The organism is Terriglobia bacterium, assembly GCA_032252755.1.
Taxonomy (GTDB): domain Bacteria; phylum Acidobacteriota; class Terriglobia; order Terriglobales; family Acidobacteriaceae; genus JAVUPY01.
The window spans coordinates 67,962-90,551 of the sequence record JAVUPY010000051.1; the positions used below are offsets into that span (position 1 = coordinate 67,962).

The following is a 22,590-nucleotide window of genomic DNA, read 5'->3' on the forward strand; positions in this document are numbered from 1 at the left end:
ACCTCAGAGATTCCGAATTACTTTCGCGATGCGGTGTGAGTTCGTGGTTCGGCGGTGATTCACAGCCGGTAGCGCGCGCTCCGCCGATGCTTCAAGTCAACCAATGAGTGTGCCGGAAGCGGATATCTGCGGCGTTCCAGCGTGGGTTGCGCGACGGCTAAAGGGGAACCTGATGCAGGAGAGAAGTACAGAGATCATCATCGAGTTGAAATATTGCGAGCGGTGTGGCGGATTGTGGTTTCGGGAGGCGGGAACGAATGCGAACTTGTGTGGCCCATGCATGAACCAGGAGCCGGTCTTGGCAAAACGTTATGCCGAGCGGGAGCAGCAGGCGGCGGCAGGTTGTAAATGGGCCGGAATGGGTTCCGTCGTCGTGCAGACTTTGCAGGGAGTGGCTGCGGAACCGGGGAGGCTCGCATGAAATTGTTGCAGATGCCTGCCCGCATCGCGGTCGTGGTGAGAGCCTCGGCAGAGGAGACGCGGGACGTCAGTGCCACTTTCAGGGGAAGCTTCGCGGATGAACAGACATGGGAAGAGCGCGGCGGAATTAACGAGGAGTGCAGCCCGTGGGCAATCTACAGGAATCACACAGTCGTACTTTTGCGGAAGTACTTCCGGATGTCGCTGGAGATCGGTCGAATGCCGTCGCTGCTTGGGGGGGAACTGTTTCGAGCCAAGGTGACCGCGTACCAGGTGCACACGTTCGAGGACTCGGTGATCTTCGTGCATGACATGGAGCAGTGCCTGGCGAAGCTGGACTATCTGTCGCGGCTGCTGATCGCCCGCATTTTCTTCCAGGAATTCAGTCACGACGAAGTCGCCGCTGAATTGCGAATCACAAGGCGACAGGTCATCCGGCGAATGTTCGACGCGCTGGATCGGACATCTGAGATCCTGCTGGAGAGGGAGTTGCTGGAGCCCTCTTATGGTGCGGACCTTGAAATGACGAAGAAGCCGCCCACCAGTGCAGGCGTTGTGGATACGACTACGATTCTGGAGTTCGGGAAGGCAGATTCGTAACTGATGGGGCGGTTTCATGATTCGGGGCGAGAGGAATCTCGCCCCGTCTTATTTTGAGAAGAAACTTGTCAAGAGACAAAAAATGTCAAAATCGCCGTAAGTGATTGCAGCACTAGAGAATAAAGTTTTCGCCGAAATGTCACAGTAGGTGGGTCCAATTCGCTATTCTGAAAATAGAGGGTAAGAAATGAGCGGACGAACCAGATGGACAGGCGGAAGACGGCAGATGGCTCAAGGCGCGGATGTGAGCGATGAAGCAGAGCGTTTGAAGGTCGAGAAACTGCGGCAGGCGGCTGCAATCGTAATCAACGAACTTCCTGAGATCATGGCGGCGCTGGTCGAGAAGGCCAAGGAGGGCAGCTACCTTCACGCGAAATGCGCTTTTGAGTTGGCGCGGATCTCCGACATTGACTTGCCCCGGGATTCCAAGCCGGAACCGTGGGTCGAGGAACTTTTGACTGCGTTGCGCGCATTGCCGAACCCGGCAGAACCCGCGGCCGCCAGTTAGAATCAAATCTTAAGAATTCTTGCAGTCTTTACGGAGCAGATCATTGTCGATGGACATGACGTGGATTACGGATCGGATTGCGGTTGGCGGGGGTATATGGGTCGAGAGCAAGATGGCCGAGGTCGCAAGCCAGGGCGTCACGCATATCATCGACATGCAGATTGAGTTCAACGACACGGAGATCGCGCGGCCTTTCGGGATCGAGGTGTTCTGGAACGCCGTGGATGACGATTTCCAGCCCAAGCCGCCATTCGTCTTCCAGGACGCGGTGGCATTTGGCTTGAGGGCACTGGAAACGCCGGATACGAAGTTGTATATCCATTGCGCTGCGGGAGTGCACCGGGCGCCGATGATGACCCTGGCGGTGCTTCGAGCGATGGGATACGGCCTTAAAGAGGCCATGCACCTGGTGCAATCGAAGCGCCACGTCGTGGATTTCGCCGACGTTTACGTCAAGAGCGTGGAACGGTTCATGGAAACATTTACGGATTCAAAGGTTTTAGAGTAGATCGAGCACTCGCGCCATCGCACCATCTTCGACAGCGTTTCTCTTCGAAGATGGCCCATTAGCCCGATCCGCAATGGCTCGATTTAATGTGAGGAAGGATATGGAAAACAGGTGCCGCCCGGCAGGGCGGTTTTTTTGTTGGATTCTGACCGGACTTTTTCTTTTCGTCGCGGCTGCGCCCAGCCATGCCGCGCATACGACGCGAGTAAACGATACGATCTACCGGGCGGATGGACAGCCCGCTTCCGGTAACCTTGTGATCTCGTGGCCGGCGTTCACAACTGCGACAGGCGAAGCCATCGCGGCCGGAAGGATGCACTTACCGATCGGGCCGAACGGGTTCGTTGACGTGGCCCTGGTGCCGAACACGGGCTCGACGCCAGTTTCGTACTACACGGTCATCATCAAGTCTGACGACGGTGTCAGCACGACCGAGTATTGGACGGTTCCAACCAGCGACTCATCGACGGTTGCCGCGGTTCGCTCGAAAGTAGTGCCGACGAGCGTGGCAGCGCAATTCGTAGGACGGGACTATGTCGACTCTGCCATTGCTTCCGTGGCCAAAGATAAATCCGGAATGGTGGGGCGACTCTCGGTACTGGATTACGGCGCCGATCCCAGCGCGGGATTTTATTTCAGCGTCAACATGTCATCCGGCAGCGCGGCCGTAACCAACGTCTACTATGCGGGATTGAACACCGCGAGCGGCGTTCTCAGCGCGAACTCCGCGAAAGTCGGGCAGCGGTTCTGTGTCTCCGGTGCGGGCCCTTCGGGAGCGGATCTCTGTGGCCATGTAATTTCCAACAACAACGGCTGGCCGGCGACGATCACGCTCGACGTGACCGCTTCGACGACCGTGAGCAATCGTGGGGCCTACTGGGGCAATGACAGTTCAGCGGCGTTTCAGAGCGCCATCAACCGTTGCGCCGATCCGTCCTACAACATTCTGGGTGGATGTGAAATCGATGTTCCTCCCGGGCAATACCTGCTGGGAACGACCGTTAACTTCTCGATAGTGAGCGAACTCAGAATCGGGCGCGAAACCGTGAAGTGCCCGGCCGGACGTGGCAGCACCAAACTAGTCTGGACGGGAGCCGACCGGGGCGACATGTTGCTCGCCCCTGCCGGCAGCGTACCAGTAGAAGTGAGCGGATGCAGTTTTGTGTCGAGCGATTATCTTGCCAACACCTCGTACACCGGCCGCCGGGCGGCGATCGCCATTCATATCAAGGGTGGAACCCAGCACCGCATCATCGACAGCAGGTTCGGAGACCTGTACGAAGGCATTCGACTTACAAGTACCTGGAACAACCTCATCGACCATAACTACTTTTATGGTCCGTACAATGCCGCCATACACAACGCCAACGAGGGTGTGGCGCCGGTGAACGCGACCACATTCAGCAACAACGAGTTCGGGTTCTATCATCTGCACGGCATCCTAAGCGATTCCGCGGGCCAGGGTGGGTCGAACGGGAACTTCTACTTCGGCAACGATATCGAAGGAACTTCCTCGGACACCATTTCCGATATCGACCTGAACGATAACTGGGGTTCATTTGGCCCCAACCGGTTTGAGACTTCAGGTTCCACTGTAAGTGGATACCAGGCGCTGATCCTGCGCGGTACCTACAACAACGTCCAGGTCACATTTTGCGGCGGTGGCATGACGATTGCCGGAACGGACAACCAGATCACGTGCAGCAACGTCTCCAGTCCCATCAACGACACCGGCGGGTTTAACACCTATCACGCCGACACGACCCGCTCGGGTGGGCTCAGCGGTGGTGGAGCATTATCCGCAACAATCTTTGGAGGAAGGCGAGCTTCATCCTTCATCGACGCGCCAGGATTCAAAATGCTGGGAATCAACGCCGATAATCCCAGGCACACGCCGGCGTTCAGCATCGGATCCGCGCAGTCTTCGGGATTTGCAGGATTCTCCAGGCATCCGACACTGAGCTATGGGGCCGCCGTCCTGCCAAACGCTCCCGCAAACTCCACCTTCAACATCGGAGATCAGTTACTGCCGATAGACCCCGGCTACGGTCCCGGCGGATATCGCAACAACGTGGCGTTCTGGGAGTGCATCGGCGGCACCAACGCAACCTGCACCTTCGACGGGAGCACCTGGGGCGGCACAGGAGCACTCTATCGTTCGTATCTCTTCAGCAAGTTGCACGCCGAAAGCGCGAATGTTCCCGCGAGCGGAACCTCGGCGCAAGGCGACCTGGTGTGGAAGACGAACCCATCGGGTACGAATCCGCTGATCGGATGGTCCGTTACGACGGGCGGGACCCCAGGGACGTTCGCACCGATCTACGCCATCGACCCGGCGAATCCGCCGGCGTGGGGAGCCACAACGCCCGCGGCGGGCACGTTCACCAACGTGAGCGCCTCGAACTCGATCGCGGCACCCGCCGCGCAATTCTCAGCGCCGGCAGACCTGAGCACGATTGCCGGCGGGCCCGCATTCTGGTGCAAGGCCGACGCACAGAACTATGGAGACGGCGCGAGCGTTGCCTCGTGCGACGACTCAGCAGCCTCGCCGCACAACGCCAGCAGCGTGGGAACCGCACCGGTTTACAAGGCCGGCGTCACGCCAACCGGCAAGCCGGTCTTGCGGTTCTCCGGCTCTGGTTACCTGCAGACGGCGGCCTTCACGCTCAATCAACCTTCGACAGTCTGCGGCGTGTACTCGCGCGCAGCGGGATACTACGGTGGCGCGCTGTGGGACGGCCGTAACCTGAACTCGGCCAGCCACTACTTCGCGAGCGCGACGGCACTGGGCCTCTATACCAACGGAGACGGTACGACCAACATAAGCGGCACGGTCGCGAATGACAACAAGTTCCACGTCGTCTGCTCGGTCATCAACAACCCCAACAGCGCCGTCTATGTCGACGGAACGCAGATCGCAAGCGGTGCCTCGGGCTCGGCGAACATGGGCGGTGTCACCATCGGCGCGGCTGGCAGTGGCATAGTCAAGGCGACCGCGGATATCGCCGAAGTCGTGGTATTCCCATCGGCGCTCAGCGTCGCAAACCGCCAGGCGGTAGAGAACTACCTCACGCAGAAGTACATCAGCGGGTTCGTCACCGTGAAGAACGCCGCCGGGACGATCGTCAGCCAGTTCGACACCAATGGGAAACTTTCATCCTCAGGTGCCGCGGTCGGATTCTCCAACGTAGCCTTCTCCGCGACTCCGGTCTTCGATGGTTCCGCCGCCGATACGTTTAAGATCACGCTCAGCGGAAACGTCACGAGTTCAACGCTCGTAAGCGCCGTCGCGGGGCAGCCGCTGAACTTCATCGTCTGCCAGGACGCAACCGGATCGCGCACCATGAGCTGGCCGGCGAACGTCAAGGGTGCCATGACCGTCGGAAGCGCGGCGAGCAAGTGCAGCGCGCAGAGCTTCATCTTCGACGGCACGAACGCAATTGCAACCGGTTCAGGCGTAATCAACCAGTAAGAGCTTTGTTGGGAGCAGAGCGGGGCAGCAGCGAGTAGCGAGTCTGTAAGTGCATGCCGTCATCCCGAGCGGAACTGCGGGTCGTTTACGCAGTGGAGTCGAGGGACCTGCATCTCTCGTTTCGTAAAGATGCAGCAGGACGGTTCGCCTTCCGGTCGCGCTGCTCGCTGCTGTTTGGGGGCAGCGGTGAGTTTGGTGGAGTTGGTTCTGCTGGAAGAGCTCGGGAAGAACTTGAACGTTATTCCCGGGCCGGACAAAAACATTCGCGAAATCCTGATGCGTGCGCTGTTGCGGATTCGCGACAAGCAAGGGGGCCTGCAGCCGCTGGTCCTCAACCGCGCACAGCACGATTACCAGAGGCACTGCGGAAAGAAAAACATCGTTCTAAAGGCCAGGCAGCTTGGGATCACGACTTACGTGGCGGCGCGGTTCTTTCTGCGGACGATCACGCAACCGGGAACCCTGACGGTGCAGGTGGCGCACGACCAGCGCGCGGCGGAACAGATATTTCGGATTGTTTATCGATTCCTGGAGAACCTGCCGGAATCGCTACGGAAATCTTTGTACACGTCGCGCGCGAACGTGCGCCAGGTTGTCTTTCCCGAGATCGATTGCGAATATCGCGTGGAGACAGCCTCGGACCGGCACGCCGGACGCGGCCTGACAATCCAGAACCTGCATTGCTCCGAGGTGGCCATGTGGCCCGACGGTGCTGCGGCGCTCGCGGCTTTACGCGCGGCTGTGCCGCCGGGCGGTGAAATCGTTCTGGAATCGACCCCGAACGGCGCGGCGGGCGCCTTCTATCGGGAATGGCAGAACGCGGGCGAAACCGGCTACATCCGCCACTTCTTTCCGTGGTGGCTGGATGAATCTTATCGCGTGACCGGCCGTCCTGTAGGAGCACTCTCCGAAGAAGAGCGGATGCTGATCGAGCAGCACGGCCTGGACGAAGATCAGATCGCCTTCCGTCGCGACGTCAAAGCGAACTTCGGAGCCCGCGCGCGCGAAGAGTTCGCCGAGGACGCGCAGACGTGCTTTCGCAGCAGCGGCGAGTGCGTCTTCGAACTGGATACGCTTGAAGAGCGGTTGAAGAACCTCGTGGAGCCGATTGAGCGCCGCGACAATGGCCGTCTGCGGATCTGGCTACCGTTCGTAGCCGGGCGACGCTTCATCATCGGCGTCGATCCGGCGGGCGGCGGCATCGACGGCGATTTCGCATGTGCCCAGGTTGTGGATCGCGACACCGGACTGCAGTGTGCCGAGTTACTCGGTCATCTGCGTCCCGAGGAACTGGCGCGCGAGATCGCGAGGCTGGGCCGCGAGTACGGCGATGCCCTCGTCGCGGTCGAGCGCAACAACCACGGACACGCGGTTCTCGCCTGCCTGCAGTTGCAGGAGCGGTACGCCAATCTCTTTCACGAGGGCGGCGGCCCGCGGCGCGAGGCCGGATGGCTGACCACGGCCGCCAATCGTCCGCCGATGCTGGAGAACCTGGCGGCGGTGCTGCGGGCGAATCCGTCGTCGCTGCAGAGCCCGAGGCTGCTCGAACAATGCCGGACATTCGTCCGGGGAAAAGACGGGCGCGCCGAAGCCGCCGCCGGGAGTCACGACGATGCGGTGATGGCGATGGCCATCGCGCTCGCGGTTCGGGCGCAACTGGCTTGAGTTCCGATTCGGGAAAATGCCGCTCCAAGATGGGAATTGTGTTCCGTTTTGGAGTTGTGGGAACGATAGGATGCTGCTTGGTGCCTGCTCCGTGCCCCACATCCGCCGCAGTTGGCAGATGGGGGTTCGCGCAGTCAGCAGACATGGGTTCAAATGTGGCTTCAAGGATGTAGGTTTCCGGGGCAACGGTGGCCGTCGAAGCGGTTCAACATGTGAAGCGGATGCGCGGTGGTGCGCAGGGTCACCTGATGCGCGCCAGCGATGGCCACTATTACGTCGTGAAATTCCAGAACAATCCGCAGCACCTGCGGGTTTTGGCGAACGAGTTGCTCGCTACGAAATTGGGCGAACTGCTCGGACTGCCTGTTCCGCAGGTCGAAGTCGTGAACGTGGACTCCTGGTTGATCGAGCACACTCCGGAGCTCAGGATCGAGTTGGTTCACGGTGTGATCTCGTGTGTTCCCGGGCTGCAATGCGGGTCACGATATGTTGTTCCCCCGGCGGAGGGAGTTGTCTATGACTATCTTCCAGAGAATCTGCTGGAACGGGTTCGTAACCTGGAGGCTTTCGCCGGTGCGCTGATACTGGACAAATGGACGTGCAATGCCGATGGAAGACAGGCGGCCTTCTGGAAGAAGTCGCGCGAGCGCAAGTTCACGGTCTCGTTCATTGACCAGGGGTATTGTTTTAACGCCGGCGAATGGACTTTTCCGGATTCACCCCTGCGCGGCGTTTACGCACGGAACGATGTCTATCGCGGCATAACGGGTTGGAATAGTTTCGAGCCATGGCTGAGCCGGTTGCAGGAACTCGACGAACAGAAGTTATGGCGGGTCGCGGAGACAGTTCCACCGGCCTGGTACGGCGATACGTGCGACATGGAGCGGCTGATCGAGCAGTTGCTGAAGCGGCGAAACCGGGTACCGGAGCTGATACTGAACTTCAGGAACTCGAGCCGCCAGCCGTTTCCGAACTGGGCGGAGCGGGTAAACTAACAAAGAACGATGCAGGGAAGCACCGCCCGGCGAAACGCCAGCGTTGCAGAAATCGAGATGGAGCAGAGGATTTGAGGCCACCACAACGACAATGCGAGTTCTTCCTGGTTCGCTACATGCCGGACGCGGTCAAGGAGGAGTTTGTCAATGTGGGCGTCGCGCTTTACACGGTCGACACGGCCGGCCCACGATTTTCGGATGTCCTCTTTACGACCAACTGGTCACGTGTGCGGTGCCTCGATCCCGACGTCGAAGTCGAAGCAATCACCGGGTTGGAGCAGCAACTGCGCGAGGTGCTCTGGGCCCCGGGCAGCAGCGTTGCTGCAACTCTGCGGGAATCGCTCGGCGGAGTGCTGCAGTTGACCGAAGCGCGCCCGCTGATGACGGAATCACCCGAGGCGGAACTGAAGCTGCTTTCGCAGGCGTATCTAGAGCGGCACCGGCCGGCATCGCGCGATGCTTCCGGACGGCAGACGATTCTGCACGCCATGCGTCGCGAATTCGAACGCCAGGGAGTCTGGCAATTTTTGCGAACGGGGATTACCGTCGTGCCGTACACGGAAGAAGGCGATCCGCTGAAGATTGATTTTGCCTACAACGCGTCGACCTCGGGGCAAGGCCTTGTGCGCATGTTCCAGGCGGTCTCACTGGAGCGCGACATCAACGCCGCCAAGGTGCTCGCCTTCAGTTGCCCACGAATCGCCTCCGGGCTTCGCGAGAAAGAAAGCTCCGACTTGCAGCTTACGGCCGTCATCGAAGCCGAACTTCCGCCGACACGCGAAATCGAATTTGGCAAGCGCGTCATGCGCGAGAACGGAGTCGTAATCAGGACCGTTGCCGATATCCCCGCGATCGCGGAGCGAGCGAGAGAAGAATTAAAGCTGTAATCGTGCCATCTGGCGATCGGGCCAACGTGCGATTGTGTAGAGCATCGAGGGCCTGATCGCGATCTGTAAGTTCTAACGTAATCGAGCCGTCGAGTCATCGGGTCATCGTGCCATCGGAAAAACAAATGGCGCGATGGCCCGATCGCACGATGGCTCGATCTGTTTACAGGAGACGCATGGATATTCGCGAAAAGCTGGGTGAAGTTCTTCGCCGCGCGCGCCGGCAGCGCGATGGGGGAGAGAAGCGCAAGACCGCGGCCCTGCCGCAAACGCTAATGGGCAACGCCACGCGCAATGAGCCGATGCCGAAGCCGACTCCGGTGAACCTTCGCCGTTTCGCGGAGACGCCGGTGGCGCGCAAGGCCATCAACACCATCAAGGATCGCGTCGCCGGAATGAGTTGGCGCATCCAGCCGCGCCACGGCCGCAAGCTCGAGGAAATCGAAGACGGTGCGGCGCGTATCAGTATCCTGACCGAGATCTTCGAGCAGCCCAACCCGGACGATTCGTTTCGGTCGATGGCCGAGCAGGTTCTCGAAGACATTATTGTCGGCGGCTTCGGCGCTATCGAACTGCGCAAGACCGGCGATACTGAGCATCCGCTGGAACTCTGGCCGGTCGACGGCGCGACCATCAAGTTGCGCGCCGACTGGAACGGCCAGCCGGAATCGCCGCGCTACGTGCAGGTCACGGGTAAGTTCGGTGCTGCCGGCCAGGTCGTGCTCGCCGACGAGGAGTTGTCGTACATTCGACTGAACCCACGCACGCACACTCCATTCGGCCTTGGTCGGCTTGAAGTTGCCTTCGAGACCATCGCGAATTTCCTGAGCGCCCATCGCCACGCCGCGAAGCTTGCGAACAACTCGGTGGCGCAGTACGCGCTGTGGCTTGACGAACTCGACGCCGTGCAACACGAGCGCCTCATTCGCTGGTGGCAGGACGAAGTCGAAGGCACCGGCAAGGTGCCGATTATGAGTTCGCCGCACAAGCCCGAAGTCGTGCGCTTCGGCGGCGGGACGGATTCCGACCTTCGCCTGCAATGGCAGGAGTTCCTGCTGCGCATCGTCGCCGATGCCTTCGATCTTCCACCTATGCTCTTGGGTCTGGAAGGGGACGTGAATCGCTCGACGGCCGGCGAACTGACCGATCACGCTTTCCATACCGCCATTGTGCCCACGGCAAAGCTCTTTGCCGAGCATCTCACGCGTGATGCCATTGCCAAGCGGCTCGGATGGAACGACCTCGAATTCGTCTTCGCCGACGTCGACGCCCCCAACGAACTCGCCAAGTCGGAAGTGCAGGAGCGGTTGCTGCGCTGCGGCGTCCTCACCGTCAACGAAGTGCGGCAGATGAGAGGGTTGGCGCCACTGGAAAACTAAAGCAGATCGTGCCATCGCGCCATCGGGTCATCCTGCCATCGCAATTCCTTTCAATGGCACGGTGGCCCGTTCGCTTGATGGCTCGATCACTCAAGGAGAACTCATGCAGGTGGAAATGGAGGCGATGGCGATCGAGATGCCGCCGGTCGCTCGGCATCCCAACCGGATGCCGTTCGAAGGCGTGCTCACCATTGCGAACGAAGCCTCGGACAAACCGCCCAGCGGTGCGCGCGGTCATCGCGTCTTGCTGCCGGCGGCGTCGGTCGAGGCCGCTCTGCCCTCGTTGCTGGGCATGGCAGTTGATTACGCGCCGAGTCTCGATCGTCACGACGCGCGCCGCAAGGTCGGCATCATCACCTCGGCAGAACTGGAACCGCACGGCGACAGCATCCGCAAGCTTGCGGTCGAGGGCTATCTCTTTGCCCAGGACTTTCCGGAGGTGGTGCGGGAGATGTCGGCCGGCGAGGGCTCGCTCGGAATGTCGTACGAGATTGCCGATGCCGTCGTGGTAGACGTGAACGCGCCGGTGTGGGTGGTGAACGAATTCACCTTCACCGGCGCGGCGGTGTTGCGGCGCGACAAAGCGGCGTATCGAAAAACTTCGATTCGCCTGGTGTAAGCGGGTACCTGGTACCCGGTGCCGAATTGGAGAAAACAATGGAAGAAAACAACACAGAATCCTCACGCCTGGCCGCTGCGGCCGAAGCGCTCGAGCGGACGCTGGCGCGCATGGAAGCGCACTTCGTTTCGCTGGAACAGAAGATCGAGCACATCGTAGCCATGGTGGAAGAGCGTGCGGCGGTGAAGGCCGAGGCCGAACCTGAAGCACGTAAGACGGTTTCCGCCCGCACCAGCGCGCTACTTGCGAAGTTTGGCGCCGGCGATGGTCCGCTGGCCGCAACCTCTGCCGACGAAATGCTTCGCGCTCTGAGCGTCGAACAGCGCATCGCGGTCAAGGCCGAGCTGGCAAGAGCGGGAATCCTGCAGTAGCCCCTGAGCAAACCGAAGGTTCGTTATATCGAGCCATCGTGCCATTGCGTCATCTTGCCATTGAACAAATGGCTCGATGGCTCGATCGCCCGACGGCTCGATCTTCTTCGCTCCCGAGCGGAGCGCGAAAGGACATTATGAGGACCCAATTCATCGATCTGAACGCCGCCGCCGACTTCATCGGACCCGGCGCAGTGGAAATCAACCGTTACCAGACCGAGATCACCGACATCGTTCGCCGTCGCGGAATCTTCGGGCAGCGCATCAAGCAGATGCCCGCGACCGGGCATCCGTCGCGTTTCTTCGAGCAGACCGCGATCCCGTCGCCTTCCGCCGCGAGCGCCTTCGTTGATCCGCGCAACATCGTCGCGACCGTCAGTTCGCCGACACGTGTCGAGCGCTCCGTCCCGCTCAAGGCCCTGGTATCGCAGATCAACTACAACCTCTTCGACCTGGAAGTGGGCGCGCAGCAGAGCCAGTTCGCCTACCTGCAGGCGAAGGATCTCGCCGACGCCGTGGACGGCCTCATGCGCACGCATGACGTCGCGCTGTGGAACGGCAATGACACCTCGCTGAGCGCGCCGACCACCACGCAGTACTACGGCGCCTCCGCGCAGATCGATGCCGGCGGCAACATCGCCACCGTCGATACTGACGACAGCATCGTCGACGGCATCAAGTCGGCAATCGCCGCTATGGTCGCGAACTCGAATTACGAAGTTCGTCCCACCGCGATCTACGCCAACCCGGTGTTGCTTGACCTGATCGATCGCGAGATGAAGACGGAATTCAACGTCGTCCTCTCGCCGACTGAAGTGGCCGCGGGCCTGCGCGTGAAGACGCTCTCGACCCAGGCGGGCGAGTTGCCGCTCATCCCCGAGTTCGCGCTCGGCTACACCGGAACTCCCGGCAGCGGCACTGCCATCCTGCCGGCCTGCATCGTGAGCGAGGACATGGTCGAGTACCACTGGCTCACAGATCCCAATCCGCGCGTCTTCCAACTCGGCATGACCGGCTCGCTGGCAGCGCAGATGGTAGTCGCGAAGTTCGGCGCCGTCGTCGTAAAAGGCGCCGGCTACGCGCACTGCAAGGTCAACGTGCACCGGTAAAACGTAATCGAGCCATCGTGCCAACGGGTCATCGTGCCATCGGAGATCAAATGGCTCGATGGCCCTTTCCTCGATGGCTCGAGTTTTCAGGAGGAAACATGCAGTATCTCGCGGATTCGGAGTACGAAACTTACGGGCTCGAGGCGGCGACACCAGCGGCCCTCATAGCCTCGGCATCTTCGCTCATCGACAGCCTCTGCCGACGCCCCGCACTCGGGGTGACGCAATATACGGAACGCATTCGCATTGCCCCGCAGACCGGCCGCGCACGCCTCAGCTACCTGCCGCTCTGCGCGGTCGACGGTGCCTCCTCGCCGCTGGCGAAGGTACGCGTTCGCTACGGCCCATCCGACTTCGGCTTCAGCAGCGACCTCGGCATGGCCGTGATGCAGGTCTTCGGACTCGCCGGTACCTGGGTCGACGTCGACATCGCGCAGTGTGAGTTCGTCGCGGCGACGGGTGAACTCATTATTCCCGCACAGGTTCTCGGCGTGCCCTACATTGAGGCCGAGGTCACCTACACAGCCGGCTTCGCGACGATCCCTGATGGCGTGAAGTTCGCCTGCGCGCAACTCGTCCGCAACGCCCAGGCGTCGCCAGCGCTCAATGTGCGCCGCTCCGGCCTGGACAAGATGCAGTTGGAATACTTCGGCGCGAGCCTCGCCGACGATGACGTGAAGCGCCTGCTGGCCCCATTCGTCGCCGTGAGGTGCGGAGCATGAGCGTCGATTGGAATGATTCCTCGCGCGCCCAGGCACCGCGCCGCGCCGCCGCCGCTATGCTGCGCGCTCTCGGCGGCTCGGAGATCGTCCTGCGGGTCTCTGCCCCGATGGGAACGGTAGACACGCGCGGCCTCGGATTGCAGCAATACGACATCAGCGAAATCCGGCTCTCGCCCGCGATAGTTCGCGAGGTCAAGGGCGCCCCAACTCCGCGGTGGGAGGCGCTCCTTCCGGCCGCCGAAGTCGAAGCGAAGCTCGGCACTGGCCGCGAAGCGATCGCCGCAGCTCTGCACCAGAATGCCGAGATTGTCTGGAACGCCAAGACACTCCGCATTCGCGACGTCTCGACTGAACTCTTTGCCAATTGTGAGTACCTCTATCGCATCACCCTGGGAGAGTGACATGCAGGCAGTGAAAGACAGTTTCTACATGGCGTTGCGCCAGCGCCTCGCCCAGTCTTATCCCACGCGATCCATGGGCGACACGAATCAGCCCGCGCTGATCGTCTGTGAAAACGTATCCCAATCTTGGGTTCCCGCGAACGATGTCTTCTACCTTCGCTGGACCTCAGACGAGAAACTCTCCCCGGACGCATCCGCTGCCGGATGGCGCGCCCAGCAGTGCGAAATTACCTATGGCACGGCGGGAAGCGAGAGCGCGAACGGCGAAGACCGCGGCCGCTCGCTCGCCGAACTCGATGCCGAGCTTCACTCGATTCTAGAGCCGCGCCAAACCGCGCTCCTCGATTACACGCAAGAGCCACCCGCAATGCTGAGCGGCACGGTGCTGTGGACGCACGCAACTCTCGATGACGCAAAAGATACCGGCGGAGTCATTCAACGCACCGCGCGCCTAAGCGTTCTCTGGCAGGAGGCACAATGAGCATCGATCTCGTCACCCCCAACCAACCGGTCTCGACCGCCGTGCACGCCTTCGTTGCGCCGGTCCAGCGCGACTCGAGCCAGCCGACCGTATTCGACGCCAGCCAGGCCGCGTCGTTCGATCTCACGAATCCTCCCTCGCCATGGATCGGCCTCGGTCCGGTGGAAGGCTTTCAGCGAACCGCCGTCGACGAATCTACGTCCGTTCAGTCTGGCACGGATGCGACCGTGGTCGCGCAGTTCCGCAAGAAACTCGAGGCTCATGTCTCGTTCTCATTCCGTCGCTGGGGAAAGCTGCAACTCGCCATGGGGACCGGCGGCACGCACTGGAACGTACTCGCCCCTCGAAACGACGGAGAACCGTCGCCGGCCGGTGGCGACGCGATCACGGCAATGCCTGTCCTGAACGGCTCGACCGCAACCGCGCTGCAAATCGATTCGCAATTCGCGGCGCAACTCGCCCCCGGAGACCTCGTTGCCGTCGACCTCGACTACCTCCAGCAGACCGGATACCTCGGACTTGGATACCCCGGAGCGTACGTCGTCAGTTCCGGTACTGTTTCGCTGCAAGCCGACTTCGTCCGTCGCGTGACCTTCAACGTCGGCAAGGTCGCCGCCATCGCAGGTGGAACCGTGACGCTGGAGAATCCTCTGCCGGCAGGCGATCCCCCCAATAGCGCCAGGCTGCAAAAAGTGCTCGGCTTCACAGATCGCGAGGGCGGAGCATTTCGCCAGGAGTGGTCCGCACTGTTCTTCGAAGAGACGGTCAGCGGCGGGCGTGTCTGCTACTACTACCCGCGACTGCAATCGCTTCCCCAGGCCGCAGAGAAGAAGCACATCATCCTCGACGACTACCGGGCGATGCTGCTCGAAGCGCATCTCCTCGCCCTCCCCGCAACCGATCCGCAGGACGGCGTCAGCGCCCTCTGGTACCGAACCTACATCCCGCCGAAAGGATAACCGGCAAGGCCACAAAGGTTCACGAAGGCCTTCGTGTCCTTAGTAGTTTGTTCTTCTCAGGAGACCCATGAAGCTCTACATCGACAATCTCGACGTGGCGGGTCCGCGCGACTACACGCAGTTTCTCAGCGGCGGTCGCGGTCCCGTAATTCGCCGCAAGCTGAACCACCCCGACGAACTCGAGGCAACGCTGCTAAGCGAATCGCAGTTCATGCTGATGCCGATCGCCGGCGCACGCGTTCAACTGGTTCGCGATGACGGCAGCAAGCTTTTCACCGGCTATCTCACCGAGCCTCTCCGGGGCGTCAGCCTCGGCGATAGCGAACGTGGTCCCTGGTATTCGTACGTGCTCAAGGCGACCGGCGATGAAGCGCTGCTCGATCATCGTCCCCTGCCCGCGCGCCCGAACTACGCCCGCGTGACTGCCGGCCAACTGCTCGAAGATCTCGCTGAAGAACTTTGTCCCGGCGCTTTCGAAACCAGTGGCCTAGGCGACGGCGGCACCGTCGTCGCGGTTTCCTGCGGCGGAGCGCGCCGCTGGAGCGACATCGCACAACAGCTGGCAAACCAAACCCGCTGCGCCTGTCGCGTCCACGACCACGCCATTACCTTGCGCCCCGTCGAAAGCCTTGTGCACGTGCTCAACGAGAACGATCCCGCGCTCGATAACCGGAAGCTGCAGGCAGAGCAATCGGGCACCGTGGTCAACAAGGCCACTGTCCTCTCCGGCAACGAACCCGACTCTTACGTTAATGACCAGTTCGTCGGCGATGGCTACATGCTCGTCTTCTCGCTGTCGAACTATCCCTACCTCCGTACCCAGCAGACGGTTCTCGAAGAAGAATTCACCACCTCTCTTGCGCCCTATCTCTGGGACGTCAAGGACACTGCAGGCGCATTGCAGGTGCAGCACGGCCAACTCAGCACTGCTGGCGGAACGGGAGACGCGGAGGCTTGCTCCGTCACCTTGCAGCAGGCCATCGAACTCGGCGGTGCGTGGCAGTTCCAGCACGGAGAACTTGCCGTTGACAGCGGCAGTGGCTGGATCGGTGGCCTCTTCGACCACACCATCGATGCCGCCCACTGCATCGCCGGCTTTCGCGTCACCGACTCCGGCGGCCAACGCAACATTCAGCCCCTGATCAACGGCACCGCGGTCGGAACAGTGGTCACGGCTCGCGCCGGTTGCCGCTACGCGCTCAGCACGCGACTGTACGGCAGCGACCACTTCCGCCTTCACTCGTCTTTCTGTTCACCGGCGGGAATTCTTGGCGGGCAGGATACCGCGACGAGCATGCGCGTGGTCCTTGAGTGTCGCGAGATAGATCCTGCGAACCCGGCGACCTTCGCGCAACCGGCGACAGCGCTGTTCGACGACCTGATCACGCGAGTGCCGTCGACGTGCTTGTACGTCCCCGTCGCCAGCGAGAACCTGCACGCCTCGCTCAATTTCCTCCGCATCCGCCGAATGCCTGAAGTCCTCGTCCGCAGCGCGCTCCAGGGACAACCCTTCCGCACGCGACTCGTAGGCGCCTTGTCCGAGGGTGCCGAGTGCGGCATCTCTACCAGCGGCGATCTCTATTTCTACTCGGTGAATCCGCCGGCACCGAACGAATCCATCGTGGTCACCTACCGCACCGCCGCGCGCGCCGCCGGCAGCGCGAGTGACGCCGAGAGCATCGCCAACCTTGTTCATGTCGGAGACGACGGTGTTCGCGCCAGCGTGGCCAGCCTGGTCGCACCTGTAGCACGGAGTTCAGAAGACTGCGTGCTCGCCGCGCAAGCGTGGCTCTCTGCGTCCAAGGACGGCGGATGGTCCGGCGAATATTCCTGCTGGCGAGATTCGCTGCCTCTCGGAACCGAGATCTTCCCTGGCGATGCCGTCAGCGTCGTCGCTCCGTCGCGTGACGCCCGGTTCTCTGCCATCATCCGCGACGTGCAAATCGATGTGGAAGACCTGATCGGCGAACGCGAGTGGATCAGGTTCCATTTCGCCGACGATGGCGCCGATGCCTTCGCCATGCAACTGTCTCGCGAGCAGGACGGCTACGAGTGGCCGCGCATCGTCGTCGACGCGACTGCACCGCCGGCCCTCGATCCCCTGAGCAACGCGAAGTACACCGCGATCACCTCGACAACGCTCATGGTCGACGCCGGCATCGATCCCCCCGCCGGCGGCGGAATCGAGGTGCGCCGCAGCGACTCCGGGTGGAGTCCCGATATCGACCGCAACCTCGCCGGACGTTTCACCAGTCGAACTTTCACCCTGCCGCGACTGGCGCGGAACCAGCAGTACTGCTTCCGGCAGTACGACGGTTCGAACCCGCCACGCTATTCGCGACACACAACCATCCTCTACGTGGATCTGCCGTTATGAATGATTTCGAACAGCGTGTTTTGACTGACCTTGCGGAATTAAAGGCCCACATGCGTTATCTCGTGGGCACGGGCAGCGAAGGCAAAATGCAGGAACTCGATTCCCGCGTTCAACGGAATGAAGCGCAATTGCACCGGATGGGCGGCATCGGTGCCGCTTTCGGCGTCCTGCTCACGCTCATCCATCTCGCCTTCGACTATTTGCGGGTACATAAGCTATGACCAGAGAAGAATTCTTGCAGCAAGCGACGGCAGCTGCCCAGGCGAGTTCCAAAACCAGCGCACTGCCCGCCGGCATCACCGTCGCGCAAGCCGCACTCGAAAGCGCATTTGGCAACTCGGCGCTTTCACGAAAAGCGAACAACTATTTCGGCATCAAGGCCCACGGCCGCCACGCCGTTCTCGAAATGCCGACAACCGAAGTGATCAACGGAGACGTGCAGAAGGTGACCGCCCGTTTCGCCGCCTATAAAGACATGGCCGAGTGCTTCACATGCCGCGACCAGCTGATCGCCAACGGCGCGGTCTACGCCGAGGCCCGCGCGAACGCACACGATCCCGAACTGTTCACGCACGCCCTCGCGAAGCATTGGGCCACAGACCCCAGCTACGCAGAGAAAATCCTGAAGATCTATTACGAAAACAACTTAAGCAGCTTGATGTAGACCACATTCGGTGCCCCACATCTGCCGCAGTTGGCAGATGTGGGTCTTTCTGTTCCCTGCGACTTGTGACCTGTGACGTCTTTTCGACTTCAGACTTCGACTTAACTAAAGGAGCCAGCATGAACTTCCTGGGAAAACTACTCAGCGGTATCGCCTTCATCCCTGCCGTCGTGCACGGGGTAGAGGCTTTATTTGGCAGCAAATCCGGCGCGGAAAAGAAAGAAGCCGCGCTGTCCTTCGCATCCTCCGCGGTTTCGATGACCGATGCCGTCATGAACAAGCAGATCATCGATCCTGACAAATTCCGCGACGGCCTCGGCAAAATCATCGACGGCGTCGTCCAGTGCCTCAACGCCTCTGCCTGGGCCAAGAGCTAAGTTGTGGTTGACCGTTGACTGGTACTGGACTTAGGCTGACCTTGGTTTGGCAGACCGCGTAAGTACCGATTGGTACGGAAAGCTCCGGCTTGATAACCCGGAGCTTTTTCCTTTGCTCTCAATATTTTGAGATTTAACGCCAACCCTCTCATAGATTTGAAGCCAAAATTTCCCTAAATCAATGATCCTGCTAGATCGCAAGAATAGGGGGTGGGGCAAAGCAAAGAGCCCGTCCGAAGACAGGCCCTTAAGAGATTTGGTCTTCAGTTTTGCCCTTTTCCCTCTACCCTTTTGCCCTTAAACAATCGGCTCGTTCCAGTTCTCCAGGTAGTTCTTAACCACGCTCATGAACTGGTCTGCGACCGCGCCATCAATGATGCGGTGATCGTACCCGATCGACAGGTGCATCATCGAACGGATCGCGATCGAGTCGTTGCCGTCCTTGTCAGTTACGACCATTGGTTTCTTCGTGATTGCGCCGACGCCCATGATCGCCAGCTGCGGTTGCGAGATGATCGGCATCCCGAACTTTGCGCCGAATATTCCGGGATTGGTGATCGTGAAAGTACCGCCCTGCACGTCTTCCGGCTTCAGGCGCTTGCTTCGGGCCCGCTCGCCGAGATCGTTGATTGCGCGCTGCACGCCCGCAAAGCTCAACTCGTCCGCGTGCTTCACGACAGGAACGATCAGTCCCCAGTCGAGTGCCACGGCGATGCCGATATTGATGTCGCGCTTGTAATGAATGTTCTCGCCTTCCACCGAAGCGTTGACGATGGGCCACAGGCGCAACGCATGAGCGACTGCCCGCGTAAAGAACGGCGTGAAGGTCAGCTTCAGCCCCGTCGCCTGCTGGAAGCGGTCCTTCATCTTCTCGCGCAGTTTGACGATACGCGTCATGTCGATCTCGAAGACGCCGTGAACGTGAGCGCTAGTGCGCTTCGACATCACCATGTGCTCGGCGATCTTCTTGCGCATCACGCTCATCGGCTCGACCGTCCCCGGAACCCCCGCGAACTTGTTCGCCGGAGTCGCCGGAAGAGGCGTAGCCGGTACCTCCGCGGCTGCGGCCGCAGGCGCAGCGTACGTCGGAGCGGATGGTGCCTGCGGTGCTGGAGCACTCGGCGGAGCGCCCGCCGGATACTTAGCGATGAACGTCTCGATGTCTTCCTTCGTGATCCGTCCGCCGGAGCCGGTTCCGGTCACCTGGCGAAGATCGACGTTGTGTTCTTGCGCCAGCCTGCGCACCAGCGGTGAAGACCGAAGCCTCTCTTCTTCGCCAACGGCAGCGCGAGGAGCAGCGGGAGCGGCTGCGACAGGTGCAGATGCTGGAGGTGCCGTCGCTTGTGGCGCGGCCGTGACTGGGGCCGCAGCTTGCGCGGCTTGTGCGGCACCGCCGCCGATCACGCCGACCACGGTGTTGACCTGCACGGTGGTTCCGGGTTGTACGCGGATCTCGGTCAGCGTGCCGGCCGCGGGAGCCGGGATCTCCGCGTCCACTTTGTCAGTGGAGATTTCGAATAGCGGCTCGTCGCGATTGACGTGATCGCCGACCTTCTTCATCCAGCGCGTCAGCGTGCCCTCGAAGATCGACTCGCCCATCTGCGGCATCGTCACTTCGGTGCGCGGCCCCGAGGGCGCTTGCGGCGCCGCCGCTGCGGGAGCGGGAGTCGGAGCAGGGCTTGCGACCGGAGGAGCAGGCGCAGGCGGAGGTGGCGCCGCCTGTGGAGTAGATGCCACTGGCTCCGGGGCCGGTGCTGAGGGTTGGGGCGCCGCACTCGCCGCGCCGCTCTCGTCGATGACGCCGACGACTGTGTTTACCTGCACGGTCGCGCCTGGCTGCACCTTGATGTCGCGCAGCACGCCGCTGGCCGGCGCAGGCACTTCCGCATCAACCTTGTCGGTTGAAATTTCGAACAGCGGCTCGTCGCGATTAACGTGGTCGCCCGGCTTCTTCAGCCACTTGGTAACAGTGCCCTCAAAGATGGATTCGCCCATCTGCGGCATAACGACGTCAGTTGGCATTTATGACCTTCCGAGGGGGTGCTTTATAACGAAGAACATCCCACAGCAAACTTTTAATTATAAAACGGCAAAACGGCAAAGGTAAAAACGCCAGAAGCCAAGCCGCTTTGGTCTCAGTTTTGCCGTTTTGCCCTTAGCCGTTTTGCCGTTGTCTTTACTACTTCTTCCTTTGCTGAGGCTTTGCGTTCTGCTGCTGCGCCTTTGGAGTTGGTGTCACCTCGTTGGTTGTCGCATGTTGTTGGGAAGCCTGTTCCCACATCTGCTGAACGTCCGGCGGCAGGTTATTGGAGTGCTTGATGAACGAGACCGTCTTCCATATCTCGTCATCGCTCATGACGCCTTCCCACGAGGGCATTCCGGTCATGCGGGCGCCGTGCTTCACCATCCAGAAGAGGTGAGCATCGGGATCGTGCGGTATGCGCTGCAAAATCTGTGGCACCGGCGGGCTGAATTTGTGAGCCAGCGGGCTGGTGCGATCCTTGCCGCCGCCGTGGCACAGCGCGCAATGCTTCTCGTAGAGAATGGCGCCTTCCATCAGGTTCGATGAGTTCGCCTGCACCGGGTTATTACCCTGCGGCATGTGCTTCTCCACGTAGGCATCCATGGCCATGTTGGCGTACTTGCGCTCTAAGGCGCCCGGCGGATTATCGGCGCCGACGGGGAACCATCCCTGCGACACTGTTAGATAGAAACCCCCGAAGATTACAGCCAGCGTAATGACGACTCCGATGATGAAACCTTTCATTCAGCACCCCAATGTGAGTTGGTGGAATTGTATCTTATGACTCGCCGCTTTCGTTAAGCGAGGGACTGGACGCTTCGTCTATCTCCTCGATCAGCTTCATTGCACGTTCGGCATCGCGTGACCGCACCTGCAGACGCATGCCACCAACCGCGGTCGCGTACAGTCCACCGGTGCTTGCGACGAGCCGTTCCTCTGGAGCCCACGAGGGAATGCCTTCGGATTCCAGAAAGCCACGCGCAATGTCCAGTTCTGGCTGGTTCGTAAATCGAGCGATAGTAACCAACTCGTCGGAATCGGATCTGCCCTGATTGGCCATTCTAGTAGGTCCTCAGCCGCCTAGCTTCGCGCACCACGTCTTCCACGCGCGGCAGGAAAACCTCTTCCAGCGGCGGCGAGAATGGAACCGGAGTGTCCGCCGAAGCGATGCGCGTGATCGGCGCGTCGAGCCAGTCGAAGGCGTCTTCGTTGATGCAGGCCGCGATTTCTCCGGCGATTCCGCCGGTCTTCGTATCCTCGTGCAGCACGATCACCCTATTAGTCCTGCGAACCGTATTGGCAATCGTCTCGCGATCCAGCGGCAGCAGCGAGCGCAAGTCCACCACTTCGAGTTCGATACCCTCGTTCGTCAAGACCTTCGCCGCATCCAGCGCGACGTAAAGCATCGCTCCGTACGTGATCACCGAAACGTGGCGGCCCTCACGTGCGACGCGAGCCTTGCCGATCTCGATCGTGTATTCGTCCTGCGGCAACTCTTCTTTGATGCGTCTGTAGAGGAACTTGTGTTCAAGAAACAGCACGGGGTTGTTGTCACGAATCGCTGACTTGATTAGCCCTTTGGCGTCGTACGCTGTAGCAGGAGCCACCACTTTCATGCCGGGCGTGTGCACGTAATACATCTCCGGGTTCTGCGAGTGGAACGGTCCGCCGTGCACTCCGCCGCCGCACGGCCCGCGCAGGACGACTGGCACCGGCGCGCCCCAACGGAAGTGCGCCTTCGCCAACAGGTTCGTGATCTGGTTGAATGCGCAGGCAATGAAGTCGATGAACTGGAACTCCGCAACCGGACGCAGTCCCGTCAGCGCCGCGCCAAAGGCCGCATTGACGATCGCCATCTCGGAGATCGGGGTATCGATGACCCGCTCCGGCCCGAAGCGGTCGATGAGGCCTTCGGTGACCTTGAAAGCTCCACCATAGATGCCAATATCCTCACCGATGCAGAAGACGCTGGAGTCGCGCTCCATTTCTTCAAAGAGTCCGGCGCGAATGGCTTCGAGATAGGTATATAAAGGCAAGTTCTTCGTTCCTCGTT

24 protein-coding genes are annotated in these 22,590 nt (G+C 60.8%); 20 read left to right on the forward strand and 4 right to left on the reverse strand.

Annotated features, from left to right (window positions below):
* Positions 1-103: 103 nt before the first annotated feature.
* The 20 genes from ROO76_10905 (at position 104) to ROO76_11000 (ending at position 18,514) form a co-directional block, all read left to right on the forward strand.
* Positions 104-421 carry a hypothetical protein gene (locus ROO76_10905; GenBank protein ID MDT8068659.1) on the forward strand — a complete coding sequence of 106 codons (318 nt, stop codon included), beginning with the start codon at positions 104-106 and terminating at the stop codon, positions 419-421.
* Complete coding sequence (locus ROO76_10910; GenBank protein MDT8068660.1) at positions 418-1,020, forward strand: sigma factor-like helix-turn-helix DNA-binding protein; 603 nt, start codon at positions 418-420, stop codon at positions 1,018-1,020. Before ROO76_10905 ends, ROO76_10910 begins: the two co-directional genes overlap by 4 nt.
* A gap of 226 nt (positions 1,021-1,246) precedes the next feature.
* A complete protein-coding gene (locus ROO76_10915) occupies positions 1,247-1,528 on the forward strand; it encodes a hypothetical protein (protein MDT8068661.1) in 282 nt (93 codons plus the stop codon).
* A 49-nt stretch (positions 1,529-1,577) separates the two neighbouring features.
* The gene (locus ROO76_10920; GenBank protein ID MDT8068662.1) at positions 1,578-2,036 is read left to right on the forward strand and encodes a dual specificity protein phosphatase; all 459 of its coding nucleotides are present in this window, start codon (positions 1,578-1,580) and stop codon (positions 2,034-2,036) included.
* A gap of 100 nt (positions 2,037-2,136) precedes the next feature.
* Positions 2,137-5,508, forward strand: a complete 3,372-nt coding sequence (locus ROO76_10925; protein ID MDT8068663.1) for a hypothetical protein — start codon at positions 2,137-2,139, stop codon at positions 5,506-5,508.
* A 186-nt stretch (positions 5,509-5,694) separates the two neighbouring features.
* Positions 5,695-7,173, forward strand: coding sequence for a terminase (locus tag ROO76_10930; protein MDT8068664.1), 1,479 nt, complete (start codon positions 5,695-5,697; stop codon positions 7,171-7,173).
* A 188-nt stretch (positions 7,174-7,361) separates the two neighbouring features.
* Positions 7,362-8,168, forward strand: coding sequence for a phosphatidylinositol kinase (locus ROO76_10935; protein ID MDT8068665.1), 807 nt, complete (start codon positions 7,362-7,364; stop codon positions 8,166-8,168).
* Positions 8,169-8,239: 71 nt separating this feature from the next.
* Entirely contained in the window at positions 8,240-9,055 is an 816-nt protein-coding gene (locus ROO76_10940; GenBank protein MDT8068666.1) for a DUF3037 domain-containing protein, read from the forward strand.
* Between the two features lie 176 nt (positions 9,056-9,231).
* Positions 9,232-10,434 (forward strand): phage portal protein, encoded by a 1,203-nt coding sequence (locus ROO76_10945; GenBank protein MDT8068667.1) that lies wholly within the window; start codon positions 9,232-9,234, stop codon positions 10,432-10,434.
* 103 nt (positions 10,435-10,537) lie between these two features.
* The gene (locus ROO76_10950; protein MDT8068668.1) at positions 10,538-11,053 is read left to right on the forward strand and encodes a hypothetical protein; all 516 of its coding nucleotides are present in this window, start codon (positions 10,538-10,540) and stop codon (positions 11,051-11,053) included.
* Between the two features lie 38 nt (positions 11,054-11,091).
* A complete protein-coding gene (locus ROO76_10955) occupies positions 11,092-11,424 on the forward strand; it encodes a hypothetical protein (GenBank protein MDT8068669.1) in 333 nt (110 codons plus the stop codon).
* Positions 11,425-11,561: 137 nt separating this feature from the next.
* Complete coding sequence (locus ROO76_10960; protein MDT8068670.1) at positions 11,562-12,533, forward strand: hypothetical protein; 972 nt, start codon at positions 11,562-11,564, stop codon at positions 12,531-12,533.
* A gap of 98 nt (positions 12,534-12,631) precedes the next feature.
* A complete protein-coding gene (locus tag ROO76_10965; protein ID MDT8068671.1) occupies positions 12,632-13,255 on the forward strand; it encodes a hypothetical protein in 624 nt (207 codons plus the stop codon).
* Positions 13,252-13,656: a hypothetical protein gene (locus ROO76_10970; protein ID MDT8068672.1), complete on the forward strand. Its 405-nt coding sequence runs from the start codon at positions 13,252-13,254 to the stop codon at positions 13,654-13,656. Before ROO76_10965 ends, ROO76_10970 begins: the two co-directional genes overlap by 4 nt.
* Before the next feature lies 1 nt (position 13,657).
* Positions 13,658-14,137: a hypothetical protein gene (locus ROO76_10975; GenBank protein MDT8068673.1), complete on the forward strand. Its 480-nt coding sequence runs from the start codon at positions 13,658-13,660 to the stop codon at positions 14,135-14,137.
* Positions 14,134-15,096 (forward strand): hypothetical protein, encoded by a 963-nt coding sequence (locus tag ROO76_10980; GenBank protein MDT8068674.1) that lies wholly within the window; start codon positions 14,134-14,136, stop codon positions 15,094-15,096. Before ROO76_10975 ends, ROO76_10980 begins: the two co-directional genes overlap by 4 nt.
* Positions 15,097-15,163: 67 nt before the next feature.
* Entirely contained in the window at positions 15,164-17,473 is a 2,310-nt protein-coding gene (locus ROO76_10985) for a hypothetical protein (GenBank protein ID MDT8068675.1), read from the forward strand.
* Positions 17,470-17,694 carry a hypothetical protein gene (locus ROO76_10990; GenBank protein MDT8068676.1) on the forward strand — a complete coding sequence of 75 codons (225 nt, stop codon included), beginning with the start codon at positions 17,470-17,472 and terminating at the stop codon, positions 17,692-17,694. The genes ROO76_10985 and ROO76_10990 overlap by 4 nt, the downstream gene beginning before the upstream one ends.
* On the forward strand, positions 17,691-18,137 hold the full coding sequence (locus ROO76_10995; GenBank protein MDT8068677.1) for a glucosaminidase domain-containing protein: 447 nt from the start codon (positions 17,691-17,693) through the stop codon (positions 18,135-18,137). Before ROO76_10990 ends, ROO76_10995 begins: the two co-directional genes overlap by 4 nt.
* A gap of 119 nt (positions 18,138-18,256) precedes the next feature.
* Entirely contained in the window at positions 18,257-18,514 is a 258-nt protein-coding gene (locus tag ROO76_11000) for a hypothetical protein (protein ID MDT8068678.1), read from the forward strand.
* A 297-nt stretch (positions 18,515-18,811) separates the two neighbouring features.
* Here ROO76_11000 and sucB read toward each other — a convergent pair whose 3' ends face one another.
* The 4 genes from sucB to ROO76_11020 all read right to left on the reverse strand — a co-directional run bounded on the left by sucB (position 18,812) and on the right by ROO76_11020 (position 22,573).
* Entirely contained in the window at positions 18,812-20,536 is a 1,725-nt protein-coding gene (gene sucB, locus ROO76_11005; protein MDT8068679.1) for a 2-oxoglutarate dehydrogenase, E2 component, dihydrolipoamide succinyltransferase, read from the reverse strand.
* A 157-nt stretch (positions 20,537-20,693) separates the two neighbouring features.
* The gene (locus tag ROO76_11010; protein ID MDT8068680.1) at positions 20,694-21,281 is read right to left on the reverse strand and encodes a c-type cytochrome; all 588 of its coding nucleotides are present in this window, start codon (positions 21,279-21,281) and stop codon (positions 20,694-20,696) included.
* Between the two features lie 34 nt (positions 21,282-21,315).
* Positions 21,316-21,597 carry a DUF2007 domain-containing protein gene (locus ROO76_11015; GenBank protein ID MDT8068681.1) on the reverse strand — a complete coding sequence of 94 codons (282 nt, stop codon included), beginning with the start codon at positions 21,595-21,597 and terminating at the stop codon, positions 21,316-21,318.
* A 1-nt stretch (position 21,598) separates the two neighbouring features.
* The gene (locus ROO76_11020) at positions 21,599-22,573 is read right to left on the reverse strand and encodes an alpha-ketoacid dehydrogenase subunit beta (GenBank protein ID MDT8068682.1); all 975 of its coding nucleotides are present in this window, start codon (positions 22,571-22,573) and stop codon (positions 21,599-21,601) included.
* Positions 22,574-22,590 lie beyond the last annotated feature (17 nt).